Below are 26,021 nucleotides of genomic sequence, written 5' to 3'. Positions count from 1 at the left end.
GCGCCGCGCGCGCCTCAGGGATTCCAGTGGACGAAATTCTCGTAAAGCTTCAGGCCGTTGGCCGCGCTTTTCTCGGGATGGAACTGCGTGGCGAAAATGTTATCCCGCGCCACCGCACAGGTAAAGCCGACCCCGTAGTCGCTCTCGCCGGCCACCAGCGCGGGGTCGGCGGGCACGACGTGGTAGCTGTGCACGAAGTAGAAGTAACCGCCGTCGGGCACGCCGGCCCAGATCGGGTGGGGCCGCACCTGCCGGACCCGGTTCCAGCCGATGTGCGGCACCTTCAGCCGCGCGCCGTCGGCAGCGACCATGTCGTGCGGGAACCGGATCACCCTGCCCGGCATGATCCCGAGGCCCGGGGTGTCGCCCTCCTCGCTGCGATCGAACAGCATCTGCTCGCCGACGCACACGCCGAACAGCGGCTTGCCGGCCGCCGCGCGCAGGATCGCGTCGCGCAGGCCGGCTTCGTCGAGCTGGCGCATGCAGTCGGGCATCGCGCCCTGCCCGGGAAACACGACCCGGTCGGCCGAGTCGATCTCGGCCGCGGTGCCCGCGACGATCACCCGGGCCCTGGGCGCCACGTGCTCGAGCGCCTTGGCGACCGAGCGCAGGTTGCCCATGCCGAAATCGACGACCGCGATGACAGTCATGCGAAGGCCCGGCTCAGAGCATTTCCTTGGTCGACGGCAGGCGGCCCGCGGCTCGCTCGTCGAACTCGACGGCCATCCGCAGCGCCCGGGCGAAGGCCTTGAACACGGTCTCGCACTGGTGATGCGCGTTGTCGCCCTTCAGGTTGTCGACGTGCAGCGTGACCAGCGCGTGATTGACGAAGCCCTGGAAGAACTCGCGGGCGAGGTCCACGTCGAACTGGCCGATCATCGCGCGGGTAAACGGAACGTTCCAGTGCAGGCCCGGACGGCCCGACAGGTCGACGACGACCCGCGACAGCGCCTCGTCGAGCGGCACGTAGGCATGGCCGTAGCGGCGGATGCCCTTCTTGTCGCCGATCGCCTTGGCGAAGGCCTGCCCGAGCGTGATGCCGACGTCCTCGACCGTGTGGTGGGCGTCGATGTGCAGGTCGCCCTGGGCCTCGATCTCGAGGTCGATCAGGCCGTGGCGGGCGATCTGGTCGAGCATGTGGTCGAGGAAGGGCACGCCGGTCGCCAGCTTCTGGCGGCCGGTGCCGTCTAGGCCGACCGAGACCCGGATCCGGGTCTCGGCGGTATTGCGGGAAATTTCGGCGCTGCGCATCTGCGGATGCCCCTGGGCCGGCCCGCCTGGCGCGGACCGGAAACTCGAAGACGAAACCGTGATTCTACCGGTCGGGCGCCCCGCCCCCGGATTGCAGCCTCAGCTCGGCGCTGCGCGCGTGCGCCTGCAGCCCCTCGCCGTGCGCGAGGGCCGATGCGATCCGGCCCAGCGCCTGCGCTCCTTCGGCGGACACTTCGATCAGGCTCGAGCGCTTCTGGAAGTCGTAGACCCCGAGCGGCGACGAGAAGCGCGCGGTGCGCATCGTGGGCAGCACGTGGTTCGGACCGGCGCAGTAATCGCCGAGCGACTCGGACGCGTAGCGCCCCATGAAGATCGCGCCGGCGTGGCGGATCCGGTCGGCCCAGCGCTGCGGGTTATCGGTGGAGATCTCGAGGTGCTCGGGCGCGATCCGGTTGGCGATCTCGCAGGCCTCGTCGAGGTCCCGGACCCGGACCAGCGCGCCGCGATCGGCCAGCGACCTCGCGATCACCGCCGCGCGAGGCATGGCCGGAAGCAGCCGATCGATCGACTGCGCGACCTTCTCGACGAAGCCGGCGTCGGGAGTGAGCAGGATCGCCTGCGCCATCTCGTCGTGCTCGGCCTGCGAGAAAAGGTCCATCGCGATCCAGTCGGGATCGGTCTTGCCGTCGCAGATCACGAGGATCTCGGACGGGCCGGCGATCATGTCGATGCCCACCGTGCCGAAGACCCGCCGCTTGGCCTCGGCCACGTAGGCGTTGCCCGGGCCGACGATCTTGTCGACCCGAGGGATCGTGGCGGTACCGTACGCGAGCGCGCCGACCGCCTGGGCGCCGCCGATCGCGAAGACCCGGTCGACGCCGGCGATGCGGGCGGCGGCCAGCACCAGCGGATTGCGCACGCCGTCGGGCGTGGGCACGACCATGATCAGTTCGCCCACGCCGGCGACCTTGGCCGGGATCGCGTTCATCAGCACCGACGACGGGTAGGCGGCCTTGCCGCCCGGCACGTACAGGCCCGCCCGGTCGAGCGGGCGCACCGCCTGGCCGAGCCGGGTGCCGTCGGCCTCGGTGTACGACCAGGACTCCGCCAGCTGGCGCTCGTGGTAGGCGCGAACCCGCCCGGCCGCGGCCTCGAGCGCCCCGCGGATGCCCGGCTCGAGCCCGTCGAGCGCGGCCTGCAGCTCGGCCTGCCCGATCTCGAGCTCGGCCATCGACGCGGCTCCGACCCGGTCGAAGCGGCGCGTGTACTCGAGCACCGCCTCGTCTCCGCGCCGGCGCACGTCGGCCAGGATGTCGGCGACCGCCCGCTCGATCGCGGCGTCCTGCGACGCCTCCCAGGCGAGCAGCGCGTCGAGCGCCTCGAGGAAGCCTTCGTCGGCGCTGTCGAGCCGGCGGATCGCGGCGGCCTTGATCGCGGCCTCGCTCATTTCGCGGCTCCCGCGGCGGGGGCGACCACGCCCTCGCCCGCCACCGCCGCGGCCATCGCCGCGATCAGCGGCTCGAGCCGCTCGGAGCGGGTCTTCATCGAGGCCTGGTTCACGATCAGGCGCGACGAGATGTTCATGATCTTCTCGACCTCGATCAGGTTGTTGGCGCGCAGCGTGCTGCCGGTGCTGACCAGGTCGACGATCGCGTCGGCCAGGCCCACCAGCGGCGCGAGCTCCATCGAGCCGTAGAGCTTGATCAGGTCTACGTGCACGCCCTTGGCCGCGAAGTGCTGGCGGGCGCAGTCGACGTACTTGGTCGCCACGCGCAGCCGCGAGCCGCGCCGCACGGCCGCCGCGTAGTCGAAGCCCACCGGCGCGGCCACGCTGAGCCGGCAGCGGGCGATGCCCAGGTCGACCGGCTGGTAGAGCCCCTCGCCGCCGTGCTCGAGCAGCACGTCGCGGCCGGCCACGCCGATGTCGGCCGCGCCGTACTGGACGTAGGTCGGCACGTCGGTCGCGCGGACGATGATCAGGCGCAGCCCAGGGTCGCCGGTGGGCAGGATCAGCTTGCGCGACTCGATGATCGCCGGGTCGACCGCGATGCCGGCCGCGGCCAGCAGCGGCAGCGTCTCGTCGAAGATGCGTCCCTTGGACAAGGCCAGCGTGATCACGACAGCTCTCCGTTGCGCCCCCGGCCCGCGCGGGTCGCGGCGAGTCCGGCAGCGGGGTTCATTTCAGTCGCTCGATGCGCGCGCCGAGCGCCACGAGCTTGTCTTCCATCCGCTCGTAGCCGCGATCGAGGTGGTAGATCCGGTCGACGATCGTCTCGCCGTCGGCCACCAGCCCGGCGATCACCAGGCCGGCCGACGCGCGCAGGTCGGTCGCCATGACCGAGGCGCCCGACAGGCCGCGAACGCCGCGAACGACCGCGGTGTTGCCCTCGATCGTGATGTCGGCGCCCAGGCGCTGCAGCTCCAGCACGTGCATGAAGCGGTTCTCGAAGATCGTCTCGGTGACGACCCCGGTTCCCTCGGCGATGCAGTTCACCGCCATGAACTGCGCCTGCATGTCGGTGGCGAAGCCCGGATACGGCGCGGTGCGCAGGTTGACCGCGCGCGGGCGGCGGTCCATTCGCAGCCGGATCGTGCCGGGCCCGCACTCGACCCGCGCGCCGGCTTCGCGAAGCTTCTCGAGCGTCGCGTCCATCGTGTCTGGCTCGGCGCCGGTCAGCACGATCTCGCCACCGGTCGCGGCCGCCGCGCACAGGAAGGTCCCGGCCTCGATCCGGTCGGCCATGACGCGGTGCGAGCCGCCGTGCAGCTTCTCGACGCCGCGGATCGCGATCCGGTCGGTGCCGGCCCCGTCGATCCGCGCGCCCATCGCGACCAGCGCATTGGCAAGGTCGACGACCTCGGGCTCGCGCGCCGCGTTCTCGATGACCGTCTCGCCGTCGGCCAGCGTGGCGGCCATCATCAGGTTCTCGGTGCCGGTGACCGTGACCATGTCGGTGACGATCCGCGCGCCCTTCAGCCGCGGGGCCCGCGCGACGACGTCGCCGTGCTCGATCGCGATCTGCGCGCCCATCGCCTGCAGGCCCTTGATGTGCTGGTCCACCGGCCGCTGGCCGATCGCGCAGCCGCCGGGCAGCGCCACCCTGGCCTCGCCGAACCGGGCCAGCAGCGGGCCCAGCACCAGGATCGACGCGCGCATCGTGCGCACCAGCTCGTAGGGCGCCTCGGGCGTGGCCACCGCAGACGCGTCGATCGCCACCCGGTCGCCGTCGCGCTCGCAGCGGGCGCCCATCAGGCCCAGCAGCTTCAGCGTGGTGGCCACGTCGTGCAGGCGCGGCACGTTGCCGAGCTCGAGCGTGTCGGCGACCAGCAGCGCCGAGCACAGGATCGGCAGCGCGGCGTTCTTGGCGCCGGACACCGGCACCTCGCCGCGCAGCGGCAGGCCGCCGGTGATTCGCAGGCGGTCCATCTTCAGCCGCCCCGCGCGTACTCTTCGGGGGTCAGCGTCTTCATCGACAGCGCGTGGACCTCCTCGCGCATCCGGTCGCCCAGCGCGCGATAGACGAGCTGGTGGCGCTGCACCGGCCGCTTGCCCTCGAAGAGGGGCGAGACGATGAGCGCCTCGAAGTGGCGGCCGTCGCCGCTGACTTCGAGTCGTTCGCAGTCGAGTCCGGCGGCGATCCAGCCGCGGATGTCTTCGGGAGTCGGCATGTCCGGTTCCGTGATCAGCGTTCAGTGCCGCAGCTTGTAGCCCGAGCGCAGCAGGTGCAGCGCCAGCGCCGCCACCGCTGCGAACGTGACGGCCACGATCGCGAAGCTGACGCCGGGCGGCACGTCGGACACGCCGAAGAAACCGTAGCGAAAGCCGTCGACCATGTAGAAGAAGGGGTTCAGGTGCGAGACCGTCTGCCAGAACCCGGGCAGCGACTTCACCGAGTAGAAGACGCCGGCCAGGAAGGTGAGCGGCATCACGATGAAGTTCTGGAAGGCGGCGATCTGGTCGAACTTGTCGGCCCATATGCCGCCCACCAGGCCCATTGTACCGAGGATCGCGCTGCCCAGCAGCGCGAACAGCAGGATCCAGCCGGGCGCGGCGAAGCTCAGGTCGGCGAACCATGCGGTGATGACGAACACGCCGAGCCCGACGACCATGCCGCGCACCATCGCGGCCAGCACGTAGGCCGAGAAGATCTCCAGGTGCGACAGCGGAGGCAGCAGCACGAACACGATGTTGCCGGTGATCTTGCTCTGGATCAGCGACGACGAGGTGTTGGCGAAGGAGTTCTGCAGCACCGACATCATCACCAGGCCGGGGATCAGGAACGAGGTGTAGCCGACGCCGTCGAATACCTGCACCCGGTCCTCGAGCACGTGGCCGAAGATCAGCAGGTACAGCATCGAGGTGAGGACCGGCGAGGCGATCGTCTGGAAGCTGACCTTGACGAAGCGAAGCAGCTCCTTGCGGAACAGCGTCGCGAAGCCGGCCAGGGAGAAGCGTTCCGTGGACATCGGGCGCGGGCCTTCAGCGGTTGTCTTTCATGATCTGGACGAAGACGTCTTCCAGGTCGGCGTGCTGCAGCTCCATCTCGTCGATCCGGCAGCCGCCCTCGCGCAGCGCGGCGAGGATGCCCTCGATCGCGGCGTAGTCGTCGACCCGCAGCGCCGCGCGCTGCGCCGCGCCCGGCGCGGCCTGCGCGGCGGCAGGCGCCGCGCCCTCGGCGGACTCGTCGAGGCGCAGCGGCTCGAGCGCAACCGGCAGCGGCGCGCCCGACAGCGCGAGCCGGAGCCGGCCGCCGGCGAAGCGGCGCAGCAGCGCGCTGGTCTCGTCGAGCGCGACCACCTGCCCCTGCTTGAGCATCGCGATCCGCCCGCAGAGCTCCTGCGCCTCCTCGAGGTAGTGCGTGGTCAGCACGATCGTGTGGCCCTCGCGGTTCAGGCGCCTGATGAACTGCCACAGCGTCTGGCGCAGCTCGACGTCGACGCCGGCGGTCGGCTCGTCGAGCACGATGACCGGCGGCCGGTGCACCAGCGCCTGCGCGACCAGCACCCGGCGCTTCATGCCGCCCGACAGCGCCCGCATGTTGGAGTCGGCCTTCGCGCTCAGGTCGAGGTGGGCGAGGATCTCGTCGATCCAGTCGTCGTTGCGGCGGATGCCGTAGTAGCCCGACGTGATGCGCAGCGTCTCGCGGACGGTGAAGAACGGATCGAAGACGAGCTCCTGCGGCACCACGCCGAGCGCGCGCCTGGCGGCGCGGAAGTCGCCCGACACGTCGTGGCCCATGATCCGCACCTCGCCCGAATCGGGGCGGCTCAGGCCCGCCACGATCGAGATCAGGGTCGTCTTGCCGGCGCCGTTCGGGCCTAGCAGGCCGAAGAACTCGCCCTGGCCGATCGACAGCGAGACACCGCGCAGCGCCTCGAAGCTGCCGTAGCGCTTGACGACCGAGGAGATCTCGATGGCGGCGCTCATGCCGCGGCCCCCGGGGTCGAGGGAGGCGGGTGCGGCACGACGGGGCGAACGTTCCTGAGCGCCCGGTCACCGAAGAGGATGGTCCCGACGCCGTACAGACCGGCGAGCCTGAGCATCTTCTCGCTGGCGCCGTCGAAGCGGAACGAATCGCCCGAGCGCTGCGCCTGGCGCGCGAGCTCGAGCAGCACCGCGACCAGCGAAGAGTCGAAGCGCTCGCAGCCCGACAGGTCGTAGACGCGCTCGGGCCCCGCCTGCCCCTGCGCGGCGGCCAGCACCTCGTTGGCGACCCGGTGGTCGACTTCGACGGGGAAGCGGTAGGCCGGCATCAGGACTTCTTGCCCGGCGCGAACTCGCGGTTCTTGTCGGCGAGGCTCTTGATCAGGCCGTCGACGCCCGAGCGCGAGGCCTCCTGGCCGAACTGCGTGCGGTAGGTCTCGACCAGCCAGACGCCAAGCACGTTGACGTCGTAGATCTTCCAGGCGGCGTCGACCTTGTGCATCCGGTAGTCGAGCTGGATCGGCTCGCCGCGCGGCTGGACGATCTCGCTGCGCACGATCACGTCGCTCGCGTCGGCCGCCGCCCGCATCGGCTTCATCCGGATCGACTGGTCCTCGACCGCGGCCAGCGCGCCCGAGTAGGTGCGCAGCAGCATCGTGCGGAACTCGGTCATCAGCTGCTGCTGCTGCTCGGGCGTGGCCTGCCGCCACCAGCGGCCGGCGGCGAGCGCCGTCATGCGCTGGAAGTTCACGTGCGGCATCACCAGCTCGTCGACCAGCGCGGACAGCTTGTCGAAGTCGCCGCCCTGGATCGCCTTGTCGGCCTTGATGCGCTCGATCATCTCGGTGCCCAGCTTCTGGATCAGCGCGTCGGGCGTGCCGGACGCGAGCGCCGGGGCGGCGCCGAACCCCGCGAAGGCGGTCGCGACGATGGCCAGCAGGGAGAGGAATTTGCGGTACAGCATGGTTCTTTGCTCCTTGTCGTGCCTCACTGCGGCAGCTCTTCCTCTTCTTCGAGGGGCGGGTTGCCGTCGTAGACCTGGTTGCGCCTGCGCTGAAGCCAGGCGTCGCGGGTGAAGCTGTACTTGTCGAGCGCCGCGCCCTCGAGCACGCGCTCTGCCGGGAAAAGCCGGGCGCGGCCGTCGATCAGGCGGGTCAGCCAGAGATTGTTGGCCTGGCCGCGCGATCCCAGTTCGTCGAGCGGGTCGGCCACCATGTCGACCGCCCGCGCCGGCGCGTCGCGAAAGCTCGACGGGCCGAGGAAGGGCAGTACCAGGTAGGGGCCCGGCGGCACGCCCCAGGCGCCGAGCGTCTGGCCGAGGTCCTCGTCGTGCTTCTCGAGCCCCATCTCGCTGGCGACGTCGGCCAGCCCGCCGAATCCGAAGGTGGTGTTGATCGCCACGCGCGACAGATCGGAGAAGGCCTCGGCGGGCTTGCCCTGCAGCAGCTGGTTGACCGCCGTCCAGAGGTCGGCCAGGTTGCCGAAGAAGTTGCCGGTCATGTCGCGGAAGGTGCGCGGCACCGCGGCCTCGTAGCCCTTGGCGGCCGGCTTGAGCACCGCGCGATCGACCGCGTCGTTGAACGCATAAATCGACCGGTTCAGCGGCTCGAGCGGATCGATCCTGGCGACCGGGTCGGCCGGCCGCGCGGCCGCGCCAGCCTCGCCGCCCGTTCCGCCCCCGGCCGGCGCCGACGCGCAGCCGGCCAGCGCCGACAGCGCCGCGGCCAGCGCGAGCGCGCGCAGGCCGGCGGCCGGTCCGCGCCGGGGCAGGATCACTTGCCGCCCTCCGCGGCCTTGCCGTACAGGAACTGGCCGATCAGGTTCTCGAGCACCACGGCGGACTGGGTCAGCTTGATCGTGTCGCCGGCCGCCAGCATCTCGGTGTCGCCGCCGGGCTCGAGCCCGATGTACTGCTCGCCCAGCAGGCCCGAGGTGAGGATCTTCACCGAGCTGTCCTTCGGGAACTGGTAGCGGCTGTCGAGCGCGAGCACCACGGTCGCCCGGTAGGACTGGTCGTCGAAACGGATCGACGCGACCCGCCCGACGACGACGCCGGCGCTGCGCACCGCGGCCCGCGGCTTGAGCCCGCCGATGTTGTCGAACTGGGCGGTGGCCTCGTAGGTCGGCCCCAGCCCCACCGCGCTGCTCATGTTGCCCGCGCGCAGGGCCAGGAAGACCAGCGCCGCGAAACCCAGCAGCACGAACAGGCCGACCAGCAGGTCGACTCCCGAGCGTTTCATAGCATCATCTCCAGAGCGGCAACCGTGTCGCGCCTCAGTTGGTGTTGAACATCAGCGCGGTCATGATGAAGTCGAGCGCGAGAATGGCGAGCGACGCCGCGACCACGGTCGTCGTGGTGGCCCTCGCGACGCCTTCCGGGGTGGCCTGCGCCTTGTAACCGACGAACAGCGCGACGAAGGCCACGGTGAACCCGAACACGACGCTCTTGACCACGCCGTTGCCGACATCGTCGAGCCAGTCGACGCCGTCCTGCATCTGCGACCAGAAGGCGCCGGCATCGACGCCGATCATCTCGACGCCGACTAGGTAGCCGCCGAGCACGCCCAGCGCCGAGAACAGCGCCGCGAGCAGCGGCATGCAGAACACCGCGGCCAGGAAACGCGGGGCGAGCACCCGGGCGACCGGATCGACGGCCATCATCTCCATCGCGTCGAGTTGCTCGCCGGCCTTCATCAGCCCGACCTCGGCGGTCAGCGAGGTGCCCGCGCGTCCCGCGAAGAGCAGCGCGGTCACGACCGGGCCGAGCTCGCGCACCAGCGACAGCGTGACCAGCAGGCCCAGCGCCTCTTCCGAGCCGTAGCGGCGCAGCGTGTAATAGCCCTGCAGGCCCAGCACGAAACCGATCAGCAGGCCGGACACCAGGATGATCGACAGCGAGTAGTTGCCGATGAAGTGGACCTGGTCGACCACCAGCCGCGCGCGGCGCAGCGAGAGCAGGCCGAGCCCGCAAAGCCGCAGGAAGAAACGGGTTCCCTGCCCGACCGCGACGACGAAGTCGACCAGCATGCGCAGCGGGGAGAGGATCGATCGCGTCATCGCTTCAGCCCCAGGTCCTCGGCGAGCGGCGGCGCCTGGTAGTGGAAGGCGATCGGCCCGTCGATGTCGCCCTCGAGGAACTGCCGCACGTTCGGGTCGTCGGAAACCCGCAGCTCGTCCGGCGTGCCCTCGGCGGCCACGCGGCCCGCGGCCAGCAGGTACACGTAGTCGGCGATCGCGAAGACGTCCTTGATGTCGTGCGACACCAGGATGGACGCGCAGTTCAGCGACTCGCCGAGCCTGCGGATCAGGTTGGCGACGGTGGCCAGCGCGACCGGGTCGAGGCCGGCGAAGGGCTCGTCGTACATGATCAGCGGCGGGTCCAGCGCGATCGCGCGCGCCAGCGCGACCCGGCGCGCCATGCCGCCCGACAGCTGCGATATCCCGAACTGCGCCGCGCCGCGCAGCCCGACCGCCTCGAGCTTCATCAGCACCAGGTCGTGGATCATGCTCTCGGGCAGGTCGGTGTGCTCGCGCAGCGGGAAGGCGACGTTGTCGAACGCGTTGAGGTCGGTGAACAGCGCGCCGAACTGGTAGAGCATGCCCATGCGCCGCCGGAGCGCGAACAGGCCGTCGCGGTCGAGCTTGTGGACGTCCTGGCCGTCGAACAGAACGCTGCCCTGCTGCGGGCGCAACTGGCCGCCGATCAGCCGCAGGATCGTGGTCTTTCCGCAGCCCGATCCGCCGATCATCGCGACGACCTTGCCGCGCTGGAAGCGCAGCGAGACGTCCTTGATGATCTCGCGTTCGCGGTAACCGAAGCGGATCCGGTCGAGAACGAGGAAATCGCGGTCCAAGACGGGGAATCCAGGAAGAGTCGAACCCGACATTCTAAACGGTCGGTCAGGGAGTGCCGCCGACAACCCCGACGAGCGGTCCCTGCGGACCGCTCCGCACGGGGGCCCGGGACGGCGCGCCCGTCGCTTCCCGGCGGCGCGCCGCCCGCTTTCCCGCGGCTCGCTCGCCACGCGGCGCCCGGTTTGCCGCGGGCCGCTCGTCATATACTCGGCCCCATGAACGAGATCGTAGCGAGCCCGCAGCGGCTGGTCGCGCAGGCCCGCGAGGTGCTGCGGATCGAGGCCGAGGCCGTTGCGCGGCTCGCCGAGCGCGTCGGCGAGCCGTTCGCCCGGGCCTGCGCATTGATCCTGGCCTGCCCCGGCCGGGTCGTCGTCAGCGGCATGGGCAAGTCCGGCCACGTGGCCCGCAAGACCGCGGCCACGCTGGCCTCGACCGGCACCCCGGCCTTCTTCGTGCACCCTGCCGAGGCCAGCCACGGCGACCTCGGCATGGTCACCCGCGACGACGTCTTCATCGCGATGTCGAATTCCGGCGCCACCGAGGAATTGCTGACGATCGTGCCGATCGTCAAGCGGCAGGGCGCGAAGCTGGTCGCGATCACCGGCAACCCCGATTCCGCGCTGGCGAGGCTGGCCGACGTCCACCTCGACGCCGGCGTCGAGCGCGAGGCCTGCCCGCTGAACCTGGCGCCGACCGCCAGCACGACCGCGGCGCTGGCGCTCGGCGACGCGCTGGCCGTGGCCCTGCTCGACGCGCGCGGCTTCGGCCCGATGGACTTCGCGCGCTCGCACCCGGGCGGCTCGCTCGGCCGCCGGCTGCTCACGCGCGTGGCCGACGTGATGCGCACCGGCGCCGCGCTGCCGCAGGTGCCGACCGGCTCGCGGCTGGTCGACGCGATCCTCGAGATCACCCGCAAGCGCATGGGAATGACCGCAGTGGTCGGCGCCGACGGGCGGATGGCCGGCATCTTCACCGACGGCGACCTGAGGCGGCTGCTCGAGCAGGGCCGCGAGGTCCAGGGCCTGACGGTCGACGAAGTCATGACGCGCTCGCCGCGCACGATCGGCAGCCAGGCGCTGGCGGCCGAAGCGGTGCGCCTGATGGAAGAGCACCGGATCAGCCAGCTGCTGGTCGTCGACGACGACAGGCTCGTCGGCGCCATCGGCATCCACGACCTGCTGGCCGCCCGGGTCGTCTGAGCGCGGGGCCCGGACAATGACCTCGACCGACGGGGCCCGGCCCGACGCAGGCGACGCAAGCCGCCGGGCCGCCGCGATCCGGCTGCTCGCGCTCGACGTCGACGGCACGCTGACCGACGGGCGCATCAATATCGGCCCGCAGGGCGAGGCGATGAAGTCCTTCTCGGTGCGCGACGGCTTCGGCCTCACGCTGCTGCGCGAGGCCGGCATCCGGCTCGCGGTGATCACCGCGCGCCAGTCGGCGATCGTCGAGCACCGGGCCCGCGAGCTGAAGTTCGACGAGGTTCGGCAGGGCGTAGGCGACAAGGCCGCGGCGCTGGCCGCGCTGTGCGCCGACCGCGGCCTGGGCCTGGCCGAGGCGGGCTTCGTCGGCGACGACTGGCCGGACCTGCCGGCGATGCTGTCGGCCGGCTTCGCGGCCTCGGTGGCCGACGCCGCCGCGGAGGTCCGGGCGCGGGCGCACTGGGTTTCCACCGCCCCGGCCGGCAGCGGCGCGATCCGCGAGCTCGCCGAATTCATCCTGCGGGCTCGGGGCGAATTCGACGCCGCGCTGGCCAGGCGGCTCGCGCCGCGCCCCTCCACGCCGGCGGCCGAGGGCGGCGCGTCGTGAACGCGCGCGCCTGGGACCGCTTCGCCGCGCTGCTCTCGCTGCTGCTGCTGGCCGTGCTCGCCGGCGGCAGCTACTACCTGGCCGAGATGTCCCGCCGGCTCGCGACCGGCCCTGCGCCCGCCGAGCTCCGGCACGAGCCCGACTACTTCGTCGAGCGGCTCGTGTTCACGCGGGTCAACGCCGAGGGCGACCCGGCCTTCCGGCTGTCGGCCGAGCGCATGGTGCACTACCCGGACGACCGGTCGACCGAGTACCGCAACCCCGAGGTGGTCAGCCTCGACCCGGCCAAGCCGCTGCTGCGACTGGTCGGCGACACCGGCACCTCGAGCGCCGACGGCGTCGAGACGCACCTGCGAGGCAACGTGGTCATGACCCGCGCGGCGGGCGGCGGCGACCCCGCGATGACCGTGCGCACCGATCACGTCGTCATCTACAGCGACACCGAGATCGCGCGCACGGATCGGCCGGTCGTCATCGAGCGCGGCGGCTCGACCTTGACCGGCGTCGGCATGGAATTCGATAATTCGGCGCGCTCGCTGACGGTCGACTCGCGGGTGCGCGGCACCTGGCAGCCTGCGCCGAAAACCCGCTGATCGGACCCGCGATGCCCGCGATCTATTCCCGCCCTCTCCCCTCTTTGCCGTCCCGGTCGCTCGGCGGCCGCGCCCGGTCTGCGGGCATCCTCGCCCGGCCGGTCGGCGCGCTGGTCGCGCAGGCGGCCTGCGTCGTGGCGATCGCACTGTCGGGCTGGCCGGTCGCGGCGCTTGCCGAGAAGGCGGACCGCGACCAGCCGCTGACCGTCGAGTCCGACCAGATGCAGTACGACGACCTCAAGCAGGTCGGCACCTTCACCGGCCGCGTCGTGCTGACCAAGGGGACCATCCTGATCCGCGCCGACCGGCTCACGATCCGCCAGGACGACGCCGGCTGGCAGTACGGCACGGCCTGGGGCGATCCGGCGACCTTCCGGCAGAAGCGCGAGGGCGTCGACGAGTGGATCGAGGGCCGCGGCCGCCGGATCGACTACGACGGCCGGCGCGAAACCGTCCGGCTGCAGCAACAGGCCACGATGCAGCGCACCGACGGCAGCCGCGTGCTCGACGAGATCCACGGCAGCGACATCCTTTACGAGAGCGGCACCGAGGTCTTCTCGGTGCAGGGGGGCGCCGGCAAGGAGGCCACGCCCGAGAATCCGTCCGGCCGCGTCCGGATGGTGATCCAGCCGCGAGCCGCGGACGGCCCGGCGAAGTCCGAGCCGGCCCCGCTGAAGCCTGCCGAGCGGCTCTCGCCGGGCGCGCGCTGATGCCCGAGGCTTCCACGACGGCATCGCCCGCGGGGGCGGCAGCGCAGCCGGCCAGCCACCTGGTCGTGCGCAACCTGATGAAGGCCTACCACGGGCGCAAGGTCGTCCAGGACGTCTCCATCGACGTGCGCAGCGGCGAGGTGGTCGGCCTGCTGGGCCCGAACGGCGCCGGCAAGACCACGACCTTCTACATGATCGTCGGGCTGGTGCCCTCCGACGGCGGCGTCATCGAGCTCGACGACCGGCCGATCGGCCGCCTGCCGATCCACCGTCGCGCCCGCCTCGGCCTGTCCTACCTCCCGCAGGAAGCCTCCGTCTTCCGCAAGATGACCGTCGAGGAGAACATCATCGCGGTCCTCGAGCTGCAGCAAGGCCCCGGCGGCCGGCCGCTGTCGCGCGCCGAGATCGGCGAACGACTCGAGTCGCTGCTCACCGAGCTGCAGATCCTGCACATCCGCTCCAACCCGGCGCAGTCGCTGTCCGGCGGCGAGCGGCGGCGGGTCGAGATCGCCCGGGCGCTGGCGGGCTCGCCGCGCTTCATCCTGCTCGACGAGCCGTTCGCCGGCGTGGACCCTATCGCGGTCATCGAGATCCAGCGGATCGTGAGATTTCTCAAGGAGCGCCGGATCGGGGTGCTGATTACGGACCACAACGTCCGCGAGACGCTTGGCATCTGCGACCGGGCGTATATCATCAGGGCTGGTACCGTTCTTGCTTATGGCCGGCCCGACGAGGTCGTCCAGAACGAGGACGTCCGACGTTACTACCTGGGCGAGCACTTCTCGATGTGACCGGGGGCATCCGCCCCGGTGTTCCGCCCGGGCAGGCGGCCGCTTCCCCCGGGCAGATGAAACCCTCTCTCCAGCTCAGACTCTCCCAGCACCTGGCGCTGACCCCCCAGCTGCAGCAGTCGATCCGCCTGCTGCAGCTCTCGACGCTGGAGCTGAACCAGGAGCTCGAGCAGATCCTCTCCGAGAACCCACTGCTCGAGCGTCTCGACGATCCGCTGCAGTCCTGCGTGTCGATCGCGCCGAACGGCGGTCTCGACAGCGCGGCGGGCCCCGCGCCCGCGGCCGACCCGCGCCAGGCGGATGGCGAGCCCCCCGCGGGCCAGGACACGCCCGGCGGCTCCGAAGCCGCCGAGGGATCGTCCTCCGACAACTGGGACGACGGCTCCGGCGACTCGTCGGCCGACTGGGGCGGCGACGCCGGCCCGCGCACCCGCAACGACGACGACAACGACGAGCGCGACTGGCCGCAGCTAGCCGCCGTCGAGACGAACCTGAGCGAGCACCTGGCCTCGCAGCTGGCCGCGACCCGCGTGTCGGCGCGGGACCGCGCGCTGGTGAACCTGCTGATCGGCGAGCTGAACGACGACGGCCTGCTCGACGCGAGCCTGGAGGAGATCGCCGCCTCGCTGCCGGCCGAGCTCGAGATCGAGCCCGAGGAGCTCTCGGCCGCGCTTCGCCTGCTGCAGAGCTTCGAGCCGACCGGGGTCGGCGCCCGCGACCTGCGCGAGTGCCTGCTGCTGCAGATCGACGCTGGCGCAGGGGGCCACTGCCCGCCGGCGGTGCGGAAGGCGGCCCGCGAGATCGTGTCCAGCCACCTGGAAGCGCTCGCGGCCCGCGACTATCCGCGCCTGAAACGGGCGCTGCGCTGCGACGAGCCGACCCTGCGCGACGCGCAGGCGCTGATCCGGCAGCTGAATCCCCGGCCGGCCGCGAACTACACCGCGGAAGCGCCCGCCTACGTGGTGCCGGACGTCATCGTTCGACGCACGCGCGGAGGGTGGACCGCCGCGCTGAACCCGGACGTGATGCCCAAGCTCCGAATCAACGAAATGTACGCCGACATCCTCCGCCGCAACAGGGGAAGCCATTCGGAATTGTCGGGTCGCTTGCAGGAGGCCCGCTGGCTGGTGAAGAATGTCCAGCAGCGGTTCGACACGATCCTGCGCGTGTCGCAGGCGATCGTCAACCGCCAGCGAGCGTTCTTTTCGCACGGCGAAGTCGCCATGCGCCCGCTGGTCCTGCGGGAAATCGCTGACACCTTGGGCTTGCACGAATCGACCGTCTCCAGGGTCACGACGCAGAAGTACATGCTCACCCCGCTGGGGACTTTCGAGCTCAAGTACTTCTTCGGCAGCCACGTGGCGACCGACTCCGGAGGCGCTGCGTCGAGCACGGCGATTCGCGCGCTGATCAAGCAACTCGTCGCAGCGGAGGACCCCACCAGGCCACTTTCGGACAACCGGATAGCCGATCTGCTCGGCGAGCAGGGCTTCGTGGTCGCGCGGCGCACGGTCGCGAAGTACCGGGAAGCCCTCAGGATCCCTGCCGTGGCCCAGCGCCGCGCGCTGTAGCGCGCAGCCTCCCGGGGCGGGGTCCTCGCCGGGTCGAACCCACCCCGTCGAACCGACGCCGGCCTGCCGGCGTCGCTCAAGGAGGACGCATGAACCTCGCGATCAGCGGTCACCACGTCAGCATCAGCCCAGCCCTGCGCCAGTACGTCGTCGACAAGCTCGACCGGATACGCCGGCACTTCGACAAGGTCATCGACGTCAACGTCTGCCTGTCGGTGGACAAGCTGATCCAGAAAGCCGAGATCACGCTGCGGGTGCGGGGCAAGGATCTGTACGCCGAGGCGACCGACCAGGACCTGTACGCGGCGATCGACCTGCTTGTCGACAAGCTGGACAGGCAGGTGATCAAATACAAGGACAAGCGCATCGGCTTCGAGCATGATGCGCTGAAGTACCGCGTCGTCGAAGCCTGACGAGCCTGTTGGGACCCGCGGCCGGCCCGGGGGAAATGAGAGCCTTTTCGATGTTGCAATGCGGAAATTCCTCATTCCCTTCCGTGGACCGGCCTTTATAATCCAGCATTCTCGGAACCTGCCCCTGAGGTGATTTCGGATGCTGCAAAGCGTCAAGGCGAGCCCCTGGGGCGCCAGTGCCATGAATCGTCTCTCCAGATTGCTGGCCCCGACCAACGTCGTCATCGGCCTGTCGGTCACCAGCAAGAAGCGGTTGTTCGAGCAGGTCGGACTCCTGTTCGAGAACAACCAGGGAATCGAGCGCAGCAAGGTGTTCGATTCGCTCTTCGCCCGCGAACGCCTCGGCTCCACCGGCCTCGGCGAGGGCGTCGCGATCCCCCACGGCCGGATCAAGGGCCTGAAGGAAGCGGTGGCGGCCGTGGTTCGCGTCGCCGAGCCGCTCCCGTTCGACGCGCCCGACGGCAAGCCGGTCCAGCTGCTGGTCTTCCTGCTGGTTCCCGAGCACGCGACCGAGGAACACCTCGAGCTGCTGTCGGAGCTGGCGGAGCTGCTGTCCGACGAATCGATCCGCGGCTCGCTGGCGACCGCCGACGACCCGGCCGAAGTGCACCGGATCCTTTCGGGCTGGGAGCCCTGCCGCCCGGCGGCCTGAGGCCGGGCGCGAGCCAGCGCAAGGGGCGCGCATGACGGTCACGATCCGCGCCCTGTTCGAGCAGCATCGCGAGGAGCTGCACCTCGCCTGGGCCGCCGGCCAGGAGGGCGCGGACCGGCCTGCGGCCGACGGCTCGAGCGAGCCCGCCGACCTGATCGGTTACCTGAACCTGATCCACCCGAACCGGATCCACGTCGTCGGCGCGGCCGAGCGCGCTTACACGCTGCGCCTGGACGCCGCGCGAGGCAAGGCCGTCCTCGACGAGCTGGTCGCGGGCCGCCCGCCTGCGATCATCGTCGCGGACGGCCTCGACCCCCTGCCCGACCTGGCCGAGCGCGCGCAGGCCGCGGGCCTGCCGCTGATGACGACACCGATGTCCGCGGCCCGCGTGATCGAGACGCTGCGGGTCTCGCTGGCCAAGGCGGTCGCGCCCACCACCTCGATGCACGGCGTCTGCATGGACGTGCTCGGGATGGGCGTGCTGATCTCCGGCGAGTCCGGGCTCGGCAAGAGCGAGCTTGCGCTGGAGCTGATCAGCCGGGGGCACGGCCTGGTCGCCGACGACGTCGTCGAGTTCAGCCGGATCGCCCCGCACGTCGTCGAGGGACGCTGCCCTCCGCTGTTGCAGAACCTCCTCGAGGTGCGCGGCCTGGGGCTGCTCGACATCCGCACGATCTTCGGCGAGACCGCGGTGCGCCGGAAGATGAAGCTGAACCTGATCGTCCACCTGGTCCGCACCCGCACCATGGAAGACGAATACCAGCGGATGCCGCTCGAGGCGCTCACCCAGGACGTGCTCGGCCTGCCGATCCGCAAGGTGGTGATCCCGGTGGCCGCCGGGCGCAACCTCGCCGTGCTGACCGAAGCCGCCGTGCGAAGCACGATCCTCCAGCTGCGCGGCTTCGACACGACCGGCGAGTTCGTCGCGCGGCAGCGCGCGCTGATCGAATCGCAGGGCTGAGCCGGCGCGCGGAACGAATTCCCGCCCGGAAGCACGGCCGGGTTCGCCGCCGGCACGCGATCGGCCTTACCATGTCCGCATGCGTCTGGTCCTGATCACAGGCATTTCCGGCTCGGGCAAGTCGATCGCCCTCAACGTGCTCGAGGACGACGGCTTCTTCTGCATCGACAACCTGCCGGTTCGCTTCCTCGACGACGTGATCGGCGCGCTGGCCGAGGCCGGCCACGAGCGGATCGCGGTGGCGATCGACGCGCGCAGCGGCGACTCGGTCGAGGGGCTGCGCGAGTCGATGGGGCATCTCGCCAGGCGCTGCCACGACATCAAGCTGCTGTTCCTGAACGCGCGCACCGAGGCCCTGGTCCAGCGCTATTCGGAGACCCGGCGCCGGCACCCGCTGTCGCTGCGCCTGTCGCGCGAGGGCGAGGCGCCGACGCTGATCGAGGCGATCGCGCTGGAACGCGAGCTGATGTCGGTGATCGAGGACCTCGGCGTGTCGATCGACACCAGCGACCTGCCGCCGAACGTGCTGCGCGGCTGGGTGCGCGACGTGATCGGCGCCGAGCGCGCGCCGATCACGCTTCTCTTCGAGTCCTTCGCGTTCAAGCACGGCGTGCCGCTCGACGCCGACCTGGTGTTCGACGCGCGCTGCCTGCCCAACCCCTACTACACGCCGGAGCTCAAGCCGATGACCGGCCTCGACCCGCCGGTGGCCGAATACCTGCGCGCCATTCCCTCGGTCCAGAGGCTGATCGAGCACATCTCCGGCTTCCTGCACGCCTGGTTGCCGCACTATCTGCACGAGAACCGGAGCTACCTTACCGTCGCGATCGGCTGCACCGGCGGCCAGCACCGCTCGGTCTATTGCGTCGAGGAGCTCGCGCGCGAGTTCCGCCGCATCGAGCACGTGCTGGTCAGGCACCGATCGCTGGCCAGCCGGATGGCCGGCGGGTCCTGAGGCCGAGATTGCGGACCGAGCTCGCGATCTTTCCGCTGAACACCGTCCTGTTCCCCGGCGGCGTGTTGCCGCTGCGTATCTTCGAGGCGCGCTACATGGACATGGCGCGCGACTGCATGGCCCGCGAAGAGCCGTTCGGGGTCTGCCTGATCACCTCGGGCGGCGAGGTCGGCGAAGCGGCCGAGCACGAGCCGGTCGGCTGCCTGGCCCGGATCGCCGACTGGGACATGCAGCAACTGGGCCTGCTGCAGGTCCGTGCGATCGGCGGACAGCGCTTTCGCGTGAAGTCGCGCCGGGTGCAGGCCGACGGCCTGGTCCGCGCCGGGGTCGAGCCGATCGCCGACGATCCCGACCTGCAGATCCCGAGCGAATTCTCGGCCTGCGTCGGCCTGCTCGCGCGCGTGATCGACGACCTGGTCGAGCGCGAGGCGGACCCGATGAAGCGGATGATCGAGCCGCCCTATCGACTCGAATCGGCCGCCTGGGTAAGCAACAGGCTGTGCGAGTTCCTGCCGATCTCGCCGAAGGCCAGGCAGCGGCTGATGGAACTGGACGACCCGCTCACCCGCCTCTCGGTCATCCACCGCTACCTGGAGCAGCACCGGGTGATCTGAGGGCCGTTCACCGAGGGCAGTTCAGATCGGGAAGTCCATCTCGGCGAAAACGACCAGCATCGTCGCGTTGATCGCCCAGGCGACGGTCAGGCCGCGGGCCATCCCGCCCATCAGAGGGTCCGGCGCATGCGCCGCGGCCCGCCAGATCGCCACGAGCACCCAGATCGTGTACGGGGCGAAGGCGGCTAGCAGCAACTGGCGCAGGCCGGACCCCGGCGCGCCCTGCGAAACGAGCCAGAGGAAGATGCCGGTCGCGATCGTGCTGGGCAGTACCCCGTACAGCCAGAACACGGTCCAGAGCGGCTTGCTCCCCTTCCAGGCATCCACGATGAACATGGCCTCCTCCGGTTCGAATGCGCGACGCGCGGGGCATTGCAAGATGTATTTACCGTACATCTTTATCGCCCGGGATGGAAGACCCGGAAGGCGCCGTCAGGCCAGGGCGAGCAGCAGCCGCTTGACCGGCCTGGGCAGCGCGGCGCCCGCCACGTCGGCAGCCGGCAGCCAGACGGCGCCGGGCGCCGCCGCACCGCGCGCCGACCGCGCCTCGCAGACGAAGGGCTCGATCCGCAACCTGAAGTGCGTGAACGCGTGCACGAAAGGCTCGGCAGCAACCGGGGCGCCCAGCGCAAGCCCGTGCCGGCGCCCGACCTCGTCGACGAAGGCGGCCGGCGGGCCGGCTGCGGCCAGGTCTTCCTGCGGCAGGCTCCACAAGCCGCCCCATATTCCGGCGGCCGGCCGGCGCTCGACCAGCCAGGCGCCCTCGTGGCGAACCGCCAGCATCCGGCACGCCCTGAGCGGCACCGCCCTCGCCGGGCGTGGCGAAGGAAGCGCGGCGATGCGCTGCTCCCGGAGCGCGACGCAGCGATCCGCCACCGGGCAACTGCCGCAAGCGGGTCGAGCCCGCGTGCAGACCGTGGCCCCGAGGTCCATCAGCCCCTGCGTGTAGGACTCGACGCCGCGCGCCGGCAACTCGCGCTCGGCGAGCGCCCAGAGCCTGGCCTCGACCGCGCGCTCGCCCGGCCAGCCCTCGACGCCGAACACGCGGCAAAGCACCCGGCGCACGTTGCCGTCCAGGATCGCGGCGCGCTCGCCTTCGGCGAATACCGCTATCGCCGCCGCGGTCGAGCGCCCGATGCCGGGCAGCGTCGACAGCGTTGCGGCGTCGCGCGGAAAGCGGCCACCGTGGCGCTCGACCACCTGCTGAGCGCAGCGGTGCAGGTTGCGCGCGCGGCTGTAGTAGCCGAGCCCGCTCCACAGCTGCATCACCCGGTCAAGTGTCGCCCCGGCCAGCGCCGACACGTCGGGAAAGGCCTCGAGGAAGCCCAGGTAGTACGGCACGACGGTCGAGACCTGCGTCTGCTGCAGCATGACCTCGGAGAGCCAGATCCGGTAGGCGTCGCGGGTGCCCTGCCAGGGCAGGTCGTGACGCCCCGCGCGACGCTGCCACTCGACGATCGCCTCGGCGAAACCCGGCTTCGCGGCGCCCACCCCGCTCGCCCCGCTGCCCGCCGCGCCCCTGCCCGCCGCGCCGCCGCCGGCGCTGCCCGTCGCCCGGCTCACGGCGACGGCGCCAGCGCCTCGCCGGCCCCCAGCCCCTCCAGCAGCGCGCGCACCTCGCGCGCGGCCGCCTCGACGACCGCGATGCGCTCCTCGACCGCCGCGCGCGCCGACTCGACCTCGGCGATCCGGGCCTCCAGGCCGTCGCTGGCCTCGAGCACCCGCTGGACCGAATCGGCGCGGCGGCGCAGCTGCGCCTGATGCTCGCGCACCTGCGACTCGATCGGCGCCATGACCGCCCGCTGCCAGCTCGCGAAGTCGCGCGCGAGCCGCTCGTAGAGCTCGCACGTCCGCAGCGCGACCGATTCGAAGAACTTCCGCATCAGCGCGTACTTCTCGTTGGCGACCAGCGACATCGCGCCGAATTGCCGCCGCTGGAGCTGCTCGATCCGCTCGAGGGCCGCGAGATGGCGTCGCATCGAGAAGCGCGCGGGATTGCCCAGCGACAGCCCGTGCTCGGCGCTGAAGCTGCGGTACATCGCGTTCATCAACGTGGAGATCTCGGCCAGGTGACGGGCCGCCTCGTCGAAATCGGCGCGGGCCGCCCGGACCAGCGAGACCATGCCGTCGCGCAGGCCGGTGGAGAGGTAGCTGCCGCGCATCGCGTCGCGCACGTCGCGCAGGTTGCGCCTGGCGACGTCCGGACCGATCGCGTCGCCGACCGCCTGCGCGTGCCTGCCGAGCACCGCGCGCAGCGCCTGCAACTGGCGAAGGCTGCGCGCGAAGTCCTCCCGGTCTCGCTGGACCTGCGCGGCCATCCGGGCGATCGCCTCGCGGTTGCGCCCGCGCAGCGATGCGAGCTCCATCTGCTGCTCGATCTGCGCCCGGCGGCGGGCGCCCAGCGCGGCCGACGCCCTGCGATGCAGCGCGTCGAAGTCGCGCCGCAGCCGCTCGCGGACGATCTCGCGGCGCTGGCCGACCAGCTCGCCGCCGAGCGCGCGCTCGAGCTCGGGCAGGCGGCTGCGCCGCAGCAGCGCGGCGTCCCCGCGCAGCCGCGCGACCAGCGCCTTCTGGGCCGACACCGGGAAGATCCGCTCGGGCGGCAGGTCGAGCGTGCGCGAGACGCTGCCGACCTGGCGCGCGATCTCCAGCTCGATCTCGACGTCGTCGCGCAGGCCGTCCCAAAGCCCGTCGATCTTGTTCAACACCGCGAAGCGGCCGCGCCCGTGGCTGCCGTCGACGTGCCGCCGCCAGATCTCGACGTCCGAACGCGTCACGCCGGCGTCGGCGGCGAGCAGAAACAGCACCGCGTCGGCCTCGGGAATCAGCCGCAGCGTGAGCTCGGGCTCGGCGCCGATCGCATTGAGCCCCGGCGTGTCGATGATGACCAGCCCGCGCGCCAGCAGCGGATGCGGATGGTTGACGATCGCGTGGCGCCAGCGGGGCACCTCGACCAGGACTTCCCGCGAGCCGCCGCCTGCGTGCGGCTGCGGTCCACCGGCTGCCTGCGCCCGGGCGCCGTCGTCGCCGACGGCCGGCCGGCCGTCGGCGGCCCGGAACGCCGACGCGGCAGCGACCGCCTCGTCGTCGGCAAAGCCCAGCTCGGCCGCCTGCGCGGCCGGCATCTCGATCGTCTCGGAAACGCTGGCGATCGCGCGCTCGAGCGAAGCCGGATCCGACGGATCGAAGCCGATCTCGTGCCAGGCCGACGCGTCGTCGCGCAGCGCCGACAAGGGCGTGTCGGCGGCCCGGGTCTCGATCGGCAACAGGCGCACCGACGGCGGACGGGCCGGATCCCAGAGCAGTTCGGTCGGGCACATCGTGGTCCGGCCTGCCGACGACGGAACGATGCGACGGCCGGCGTCGCCGAAGAACAGGGCGTTGATCAGCTCGGACTTCCCGCGCGAGAACTCGGCCACGAACGCGACGGACAGGCGCTCGGCCGCGAGCCGCGCGAGCATCGCGTCGAGGCGCTCGCGGACGTCGGCGTCGACCAGCCGGGCAGCGGCCAGCCGCCGGCCGTAGACCTCGATCGCGCCGCGCAGCTCGGCGCGCCAGCCACCGAAGTCCGCCATCTGCCTTTCGAGCGATTCCATCCGGCCTCCCCGAGCGTGCGCTGCCCGTGCTAGCTCTGGCAGCGCGGGCACCAGAAGGTCGCGCGCGCCTGGTCTCGCCGCATCGCGACCGGCGTGCCGCAGACCCGGCAGGGCAGGCCCGCGCGGCCGTAGACGAAGCATTCGAGCTGGAAGTAGCCGCCCTGCCCGTCGCTGCCGACGAAGTCCTTCAGCGAGCTGCCGCCGCGGCCTATCGCATCGGACAGGGTCTCGCGGATCGCCCGGGCCAGCCGCTCGCAGCGCTCGCGCCCGACCCGCCGCGCCGGCGTGGACGGTCGGATCCCGGCCCGGAAAAGGCTCTCGGACGCGTAGATGTTGCCGACGCCGACCACGACCGTTCCGGAAAGCAGCAACTGCTTGATCGACAGGGCCCGCCCGCGCGTGGCGCGGTACAGCATGGCGCCATCGAAGTCGTCGGAGAAGGGCTCGACGCCCAGCCCGGCGAGCAGCGAATGGGCCTCGAGCGGGCCGTCGGCCGCCCGGTGCCAGAGCATCGCGCCGAAGCGCCGCGGATCGTGGTAGCGCAGCAGGCGACCGCCGAAGTCGATGTCGACGTGGTCGTGCCTGGCGGGCAGCGGCGCCGAATCGAGGATGCGCAGGTTCCCGGACATGCCCAGGTGCACGATCAGCGTGTCGCCGCCGAAGTCCATCAGCAGGTACTTGCCGCGCCGGCCGACCGACTCGAGCCGACGCCCGGCGAGCTCGCTGCCCAGCGTGGCAGGCACCGGCCAGCGCAGCCGGTGATCGCGAACCTCCACCCGGCGGACCGTGCGGCGCGTCAGTCCGGCCTGCAGGCCGCGGCGGACGACTTCTACCTCGGGCAATTCGGGCATCTGGCGGCGCGTCGCTGAGTCTCGGGTAACCTTGCCCGGCAGTGTAATTGAACCTAACATCGCCCCATGAAATCGTTGGCTCCGGCTCGCTCCGGCAACCTGTTCTGTCGGCTCGTGCCGCGCCTCCCGGCCGCGCTGCTCGCGCTGCCCTTCGCCGTTCTGCTCTCGGGCTGCGCGGCCCAGTCTCCCAGCGCTTCGCCGGACGCCCGGCAGGCCCCCCCTGGCGCCGCGTCCCCGGCCGCGCCGGGCGCCCCGGCGGCGGGCACGCCCGCGCCGGATCCGGCCCAGGCGCCGGCCGCCGCGCCGGCTTCGCAAGCTGCGACCGACGAGCCCCCGGAGCCGCCTCGCCGCGCCGCGCGGGCCGCCCGCACCCACGACGACACCGGCCCGCTCCCGGAAGTGGAGCTCAGCTCGCAGTTGATGTTCCAGCTGCTGGCCTCCGAGATCGCCGCCCAGCGCGGCGAACTGGCGAGCGCGTCGAGCACCTACCTGTCGATGGCGCGCCAGACGCGGGACCCCCGGCTGGCGCGCCGGGCCGCCGAGCTCGCGCTGGCCGAACGCTCGCTCGAGCGGGCGCTCCCGGCCGCCCGGCTGTGGCACGAGCTGGCGCCGCGCTCTGGACTGGCTGCCCAGACCCTGGAGGCCTTGCTGCTGAGCGCCGGCCAGCTCGAGGAGGCCGAGCCGCTGCTTCGCGCCCGGCTCGAGCGCGCGCGCGCCGAGGGCGAGCTGCCCGAGGCCTACGCGGGCCTGCAGCGGATGCTTGCGCGGGCGAGCGACAAGACCGCCGCGCTCGCGCTGCTCGAGCGAATATCCGGCCCGGACGCCGCGGTGGCGCAGGCGCGACTGGCGCTCGCCGCGCAAGCCGCTGCGGCGGGCGACGGCGAGCGCGCGGCGCGCGAAGCGGCGGCCGCGATCGAGCTCGCGCCCGGCGACGAGGAGGTCGCCGTGGCCGCCGCCCAGCACGTGGCGGCGGCCCAGGACCGCCCCGACGGAGCGATCGCGCTGCTCGAGCGTTTCCTCGCCGGGCAGCCCGACGCGATCGAGGCGCGCCTGGCGATGGCGCGGCTGCTCGCTTCGGCCGAGCGGATCGACGAGGCGCGCGCCCAATTCGAGATCGCGCGCAAGGCGCGGCCCGACGACCCGACGATCCTGTTCTCGCTCGCGCAGCTCGCCTGGCAGGCCAAGGACTCGCGGGCCGCCGAAGGCTACCTGCGGCGCTACGTCGAGCTGCCGGCGAGCGTTCAGCGCAACGACAGCCCGGCCTGGCTGTTCCTCGGCCAGATCGCCGAAACCGACGGCCGGATCGACGAGGCGATCGAGCGATACGGCAAGGTCGGGCGAGGGGACCAGTTCCTGCCCGCGCTGAGCCGCCGCGCCCTGCTGATCGCCAGGCAAGGCAGGGTCGACGAGGCGCGCAAGGTCCTGCACGACACGCCGGTGTCCACCAACCGCGAGCGCGTGCAGCTGATCGCGGTCGAGGCGCAGGTCCTGCGCGAGGCCGGCCGCTTCGACGAGGCCCTCGACTTCCTCGCCCGCTCGCTCGAGCGCCTGCCCGAGAATCCGGAGCTGCTCTACGACCACGCGATGGCGGCCGAGCGGGTCGACCGCCTCGACCTGATGGAAGCGAGCCTGCGCAAGCTGATCTCGCTTCGCCCCGACAACGCGCACGCCTACAACGCGCTCGGCTACACCTTCGCCGACCGCAACATCCGGCTCGAGGAAGCCCAGCAGCTGATCGCGAAGGCGCTCGAACTCAGGCCCGACGACGGGCACATCCTCGACAGCATGGGCTGGGTGCTCTATCGGCGCGGCGACCTGCGCGGCGCCCTCGACTATCTGCGCAAGGCCTGGAAGGCCACCCCCGAGGCCGAGGTCGCGACCCACCTGGGCGAGGTGCTCTGGGCCAGCGGCGAGCGAGACGAGGCCAGGCGCATGTGGCGGGAGGCGCGCAGGCTGGAGCCGGGCAGCGAGACGCTGCGCAAGACGCTGGAGCGTTTCGGGGTGGACCTGTGA

At 71.5% G+C, this 26,021-nt stretch carries 30 protein-coding genes; 12 read left to right on the top strand and 18 right to left on the bottom strand.

Annotated elements, in window-relative coordinates; translation table 11 throughout:
* Window positions 1-14: 14 nt before the first annotated feature.
* The 14 genes from hisH to M6I34_RS14860 all read right to left on the bottom strand — a co-directional run bounded on the left by hisH (window position 15) and on the right by M6I34_RS14860 (window position 10,524).
* A complete protein-coding gene (gene hisH, locus M6I34_RS14925) occupies window positions 15-650 on the bottom strand; it encodes an imidazole glycerol phosphate synthase subunit HisH (protein WP_272486472.1) in 636 nt (211 codons plus the stop codon).
* A 13-nt stretch (window positions 651-663) separates the two neighbouring features.
* On the bottom strand, window positions 664-1,251 hold the full coding sequence (hisB, locus tag M6I34_RS14920; protein WP_272486471.1) for an imidazoleglycerol-phosphate dehydratase HisB: 588 nt from the start codon (window positions 1,249-1,251) through the stop codon (window positions 664-666).
* 64 nt (window positions 1,252-1,315) lie between these two features.
* The gene (hisD, locus tag M6I34_RS14915) at window positions 1,316-2,659 is read right to left on the bottom strand and encodes a histidinol dehydrogenase (protein ID WP_272486470.1); all 1,344 of its coding nucleotides are present in this window, start codon (window positions 2,657-2,659) and stop codon (window positions 1,316-1,318) included.
* Complete coding sequence (gene hisG, locus M6I34_RS14910) at window positions 2,656-3,330, bottom strand: ATP phosphoribosyltransferase (RefSeq protein ID WP_272486469.1); 675 nt, start codon at window positions 3,328-3,330, stop codon at window positions 2,656-2,658. The genes hisD and hisG overlap by 4 nt, the downstream gene beginning before the upstream one ends.
* A 58-nt stretch (window positions 3,331-3,388) precedes the next feature.
* The gene (gene murA / locus M6I34_RS14905) at window positions 3,389-4,639 is read right to left on the bottom strand and encodes a UDP-N-acetylglucosamine 1-carboxyvinyltransferase (RefSeq protein WP_272486468.1); all 1,251 of its coding nucleotides are present in this window, start codon (window positions 4,637-4,639) and stop codon (window positions 3,389-3,391) included.
* Between the two features lie 2 nt (window positions 4,640-4,641).
* Entirely contained in the window at window positions 4,642-4,881 is a 240-nt protein-coding gene (locus tag M6I34_RS14900; RefSeq protein WP_272486467.1) for a BolA family protein, read from the bottom strand.
* A gap of 21 nt (window positions 4,882-4,902) precedes the next feature.
* Complete coding sequence (locus tag M6I34_RS14895; RefSeq protein ID WP_272486466.1) at window positions 4,903-5,679, bottom strand: ABC transporter permease; 777 nt, start codon at window positions 5,677-5,679, stop codon at window positions 4,903-4,905.
* A gap of 13 nt (window positions 5,680-5,692) precedes the next feature.
* Window positions 5,693-6,640, bottom strand: coding sequence for an ABC transporter ATP-binding protein (locus M6I34_RS14890; RefSeq protein WP_272486465.1), 948 nt, complete (start codon window positions 6,638-6,640; stop codon window positions 5,693-5,695).
* Window positions 6,637-6,966, bottom strand: a complete 330-nt coding sequence (locus M6I34_RS14885) for an STAS domain-containing protein (RefSeq protein ID WP_272486464.1) — start codon at window positions 6,964-6,966, stop codon at window positions 6,637-6,639. The genes M6I34_RS14890 and M6I34_RS14885 overlap by 4 nt, the downstream gene beginning before the upstream one ends.
* Window positions 6,966-7,601: an MlaC/ttg2D family ABC transporter substrate-binding protein gene (locus M6I34_RS14880; protein ID WP_272486463.1), complete on the bottom strand. Its 636-nt coding sequence runs from the start codon at window positions 7,599-7,601 to the stop codon at window positions 6,966-6,968. Before M6I34_RS14880 ends, M6I34_RS14885 begins: the two co-directional genes overlap by 1 nt.
* 23 nt (window positions 7,602-7,624) lie before the next feature.
* Window positions 7,625-8,413, bottom strand: a complete 789-nt coding sequence (locus M6I34_RS14875) for an MlaA family lipoprotein (protein WP_272486462.1) — start codon at window positions 8,411-8,413, stop codon at window positions 7,625-7,627.
* Window positions 8,410-8,877, bottom strand: a complete 468-nt coding sequence (gene mlaD, locus M6I34_RS14870; protein WP_272486461.1) for an outer membrane lipid asymmetry maintenance protein MlaD — start codon at window positions 8,875-8,877, stop codon at window positions 8,410-8,412. Before mlaD ends, M6I34_RS14875 begins: the two co-directional genes overlap by 4 nt.
* Before the next feature lie 34 nt (window positions 8,878-8,911).
* The gene (mlaE, locus tag M6I34_RS14865; RefSeq protein WP_272486460.1) at window positions 8,912-9,694 is read right to left on the bottom strand and encodes a lipid asymmetry maintenance ABC transporter permease subunit MlaE; all 783 of its coding nucleotides are present in this window, start codon (window positions 9,692-9,694) and stop codon (window positions 8,912-8,914) included.
* The gene (locus tag M6I34_RS14860) at window positions 9,691-10,524 is read right to left on the bottom strand and encodes an ABC transporter ATP-binding protein (protein WP_418953524.1); all 834 of its coding nucleotides are present in this window, start codon (window positions 10,522-10,524) and stop codon (window positions 9,691-9,693) included. Before M6I34_RS14860 ends, mlaE begins: the two co-directional genes overlap by 4 nt.
* Before the next feature lie 183 nt (window positions 10,525-10,707).
* Here M6I34_RS14860 and M6I34_RS14855 point away from each other — a divergent pair, with 183 nt between their 5' ends.
* The 11 genes from M6I34_RS14855 to M6I34_RS14805 all read left to right on the top strand — a co-directional run bounded on the left by M6I34_RS14855 (window position 10,708) and on the right by M6I34_RS14805 (window position 19,561).
* A complete protein-coding gene (locus M6I34_RS14855) occupies window positions 10,708-11,691 on the top strand; it encodes a KpsF/GutQ family sugar-phosphate isomerase (protein WP_272486458.1) in 984 nt (327 codons plus the stop codon).
* A gap of 16 nt (window positions 11,692-11,707) precedes the next feature.
* A complete protein-coding gene (locus M6I34_RS14850) occupies window positions 11,708-12,301 on the top strand; it encodes a KdsC family phosphatase (RefSeq protein ID WP_272486457.1) in 594 nt (197 codons plus the stop codon).
* Window positions 12,298-12,894 carry an LPS export ABC transporter periplasmic protein LptC gene (lptC, locus tag M6I34_RS14845; protein ID WP_272486456.1) on the top strand — a complete coding sequence of 199 codons (597 nt, stop codon included), beginning with the start codon at window positions 12,298-12,300 and terminating at the stop codon, window positions 12,892-12,894. Before M6I34_RS14850 ends, lptC begins: the two co-directional genes overlap by 4 nt.
* Before the next feature lie 11 nt (window positions 12,895-12,905).
* Complete coding sequence (gene lptA / locus M6I34_RS14840; RefSeq protein WP_272486455.1) at window positions 12,906-13,604, top strand: lipopolysaccharide transport periplasmic protein LptA; 699 nt, start codon at window positions 12,906-12,908, stop codon at window positions 13,602-13,604.
* The gene (gene lptB / locus M6I34_RS14835) at window positions 13,604-14,395 is read left to right on the top strand and encodes an LPS export ABC transporter ATP-binding protein (RefSeq protein WP_272486454.1); all 792 of its coding nucleotides are present in this window, start codon (window positions 13,604-13,606) and stop codon (window positions 14,393-14,395) included. Before lptA ends, lptB begins: the two co-directional genes overlap by 1 nt.
* A gap of 56 nt (window positions 14,396-14,451) precedes the next feature.
* A complete protein-coding gene (locus M6I34_RS14830) occupies window positions 14,452-15,966 on the top strand; it encodes an RNA polymerase factor sigma-54 (protein WP_272486453.1) in 1,515 nt (504 codons plus the stop codon).
* A gap of 89 nt (window positions 15,967-16,055) precedes the next feature.
* Window positions 16,056-16,379, top strand: coding sequence for a ribosome hibernation-promoting factor, HPF/YfiA family (gene hpf, locus M6I34_RS14825; RefSeq protein ID WP_272486452.1), 324 nt, complete (start codon window positions 16,056-16,058; stop codon window positions 16,377-16,379).
* Window positions 16,380-16,560: 181 nt separating this feature from the next.
* Entirely contained in the window at window positions 16,561-17,031 is a 471-nt protein-coding gene (ptsN, locus tag M6I34_RS14820) for a PTS IIA-like nitrogen regulatory protein PtsN (protein WP_272486451.1), read from the top strand.
* A 31-nt stretch (window positions 17,032-17,062) separates the two neighbouring features.
* Window positions 17,063-17,992 carry an HPr(Ser) kinase/phosphatase gene (gene hprK / locus M6I34_RS14815; protein ID WP_272486450.1) on the top strand — a complete coding sequence of 310 codons (930 nt, stop codon included), beginning with the start codon at window positions 17,063-17,065 and terminating at the stop codon, window positions 17,990-17,992.
* A 79-nt stretch (window positions 17,993-18,071) separates the two neighbouring features.
* Entirely contained in the window at window positions 18,072-18,947 is an 876-nt protein-coding gene (rapZ, locus tag M6I34_RS14810; protein WP_272486449.1) for an RNase adapter RapZ, read from the top strand.
* Window positions 18,948-18,955: 8 nt separating this feature from the next.
* Window positions 18,956-19,561, top strand: a complete 606-nt coding sequence (locus M6I34_RS14805; RefSeq protein ID WP_272486448.1) for an LON peptidase substrate-binding domain-containing protein — start codon at window positions 18,956-18,958, stop codon at window positions 19,559-19,561.
* A 21-nt stretch (window positions 19,562-19,582) separates the two neighbouring features.
* Here M6I34_RS14805 and M6I34_RS14800 read toward each other — a convergent pair whose 3' ends face one another.
* The 4 genes from M6I34_RS14800 to mutM all read right to left on the bottom strand — a co-directional run bounded on the left by M6I34_RS14800 (window position 19,583) and on the right by mutM (window position 24,008).
* Complete coding sequence (locus M6I34_RS14800; protein WP_272486447.1) at window positions 19,583-19,897, bottom strand: hypothetical protein; 315 nt, start codon at window positions 19,895-19,897, stop codon at window positions 19,583-19,585.
* A 96-nt stretch (window positions 19,898-19,993) separates the two neighbouring features.
* Entirely contained in the window at window positions 19,994-21,052 is a 1,059-nt protein-coding gene (mutY, locus tag M6I34_RS14795) for an A/G-specific adenine glycosylase (RefSeq protein ID WP_272486693.1), read from the bottom strand.
* Window positions 21,053-21,120: 68 nt separating this feature from the next.
* Window positions 21,121-23,157: a dynamin family protein gene (locus tag M6I34_RS14790; RefSeq protein ID WP_272486446.1), complete on the bottom strand. Its 2,037-nt coding sequence runs from the start codon at window positions 23,155-23,157 to the stop codon at window positions 21,121-21,123.
* A 29-nt stretch (window positions 23,158-23,186) separates the two neighbouring features.
* On the bottom strand, window positions 23,187-24,008 hold the full coding sequence (gene mutM / locus M6I34_RS14785; RefSeq protein ID WP_272486445.1) for a bifunctional DNA-formamidopyrimidine glycosylase/DNA-(apurinic or apyrimidinic site) lyase: 822 nt from the start codon (window positions 24,006-24,008) through the stop codon (window positions 23,187-23,189).
* 66 nt (window positions 24,009-24,074) lie between these two features.
* On the opposite strand from mutM, the gene M6I34_RS14780 reads away from it, so the two are divergent.
* A complete protein-coding gene (locus M6I34_RS14780; protein ID WP_272486444.1) occupies window positions 24,075-26,021 on the top strand; it encodes a tetratricopeptide repeat protein in 1,947 nt (648 codons plus the stop codon).

The organism is Zeimonas sediminis, from assembly GCF_023721795.1.
GTDB lineage: Bacteria > Pseudomonadota > Gammaproteobacteria > Burkholderiales > Burkholderiaceae_E > Zeimonas > Zeimonas sediminis.
This window is presented reverse-complemented; position numbering and strand designations above follow the sequence as displayed.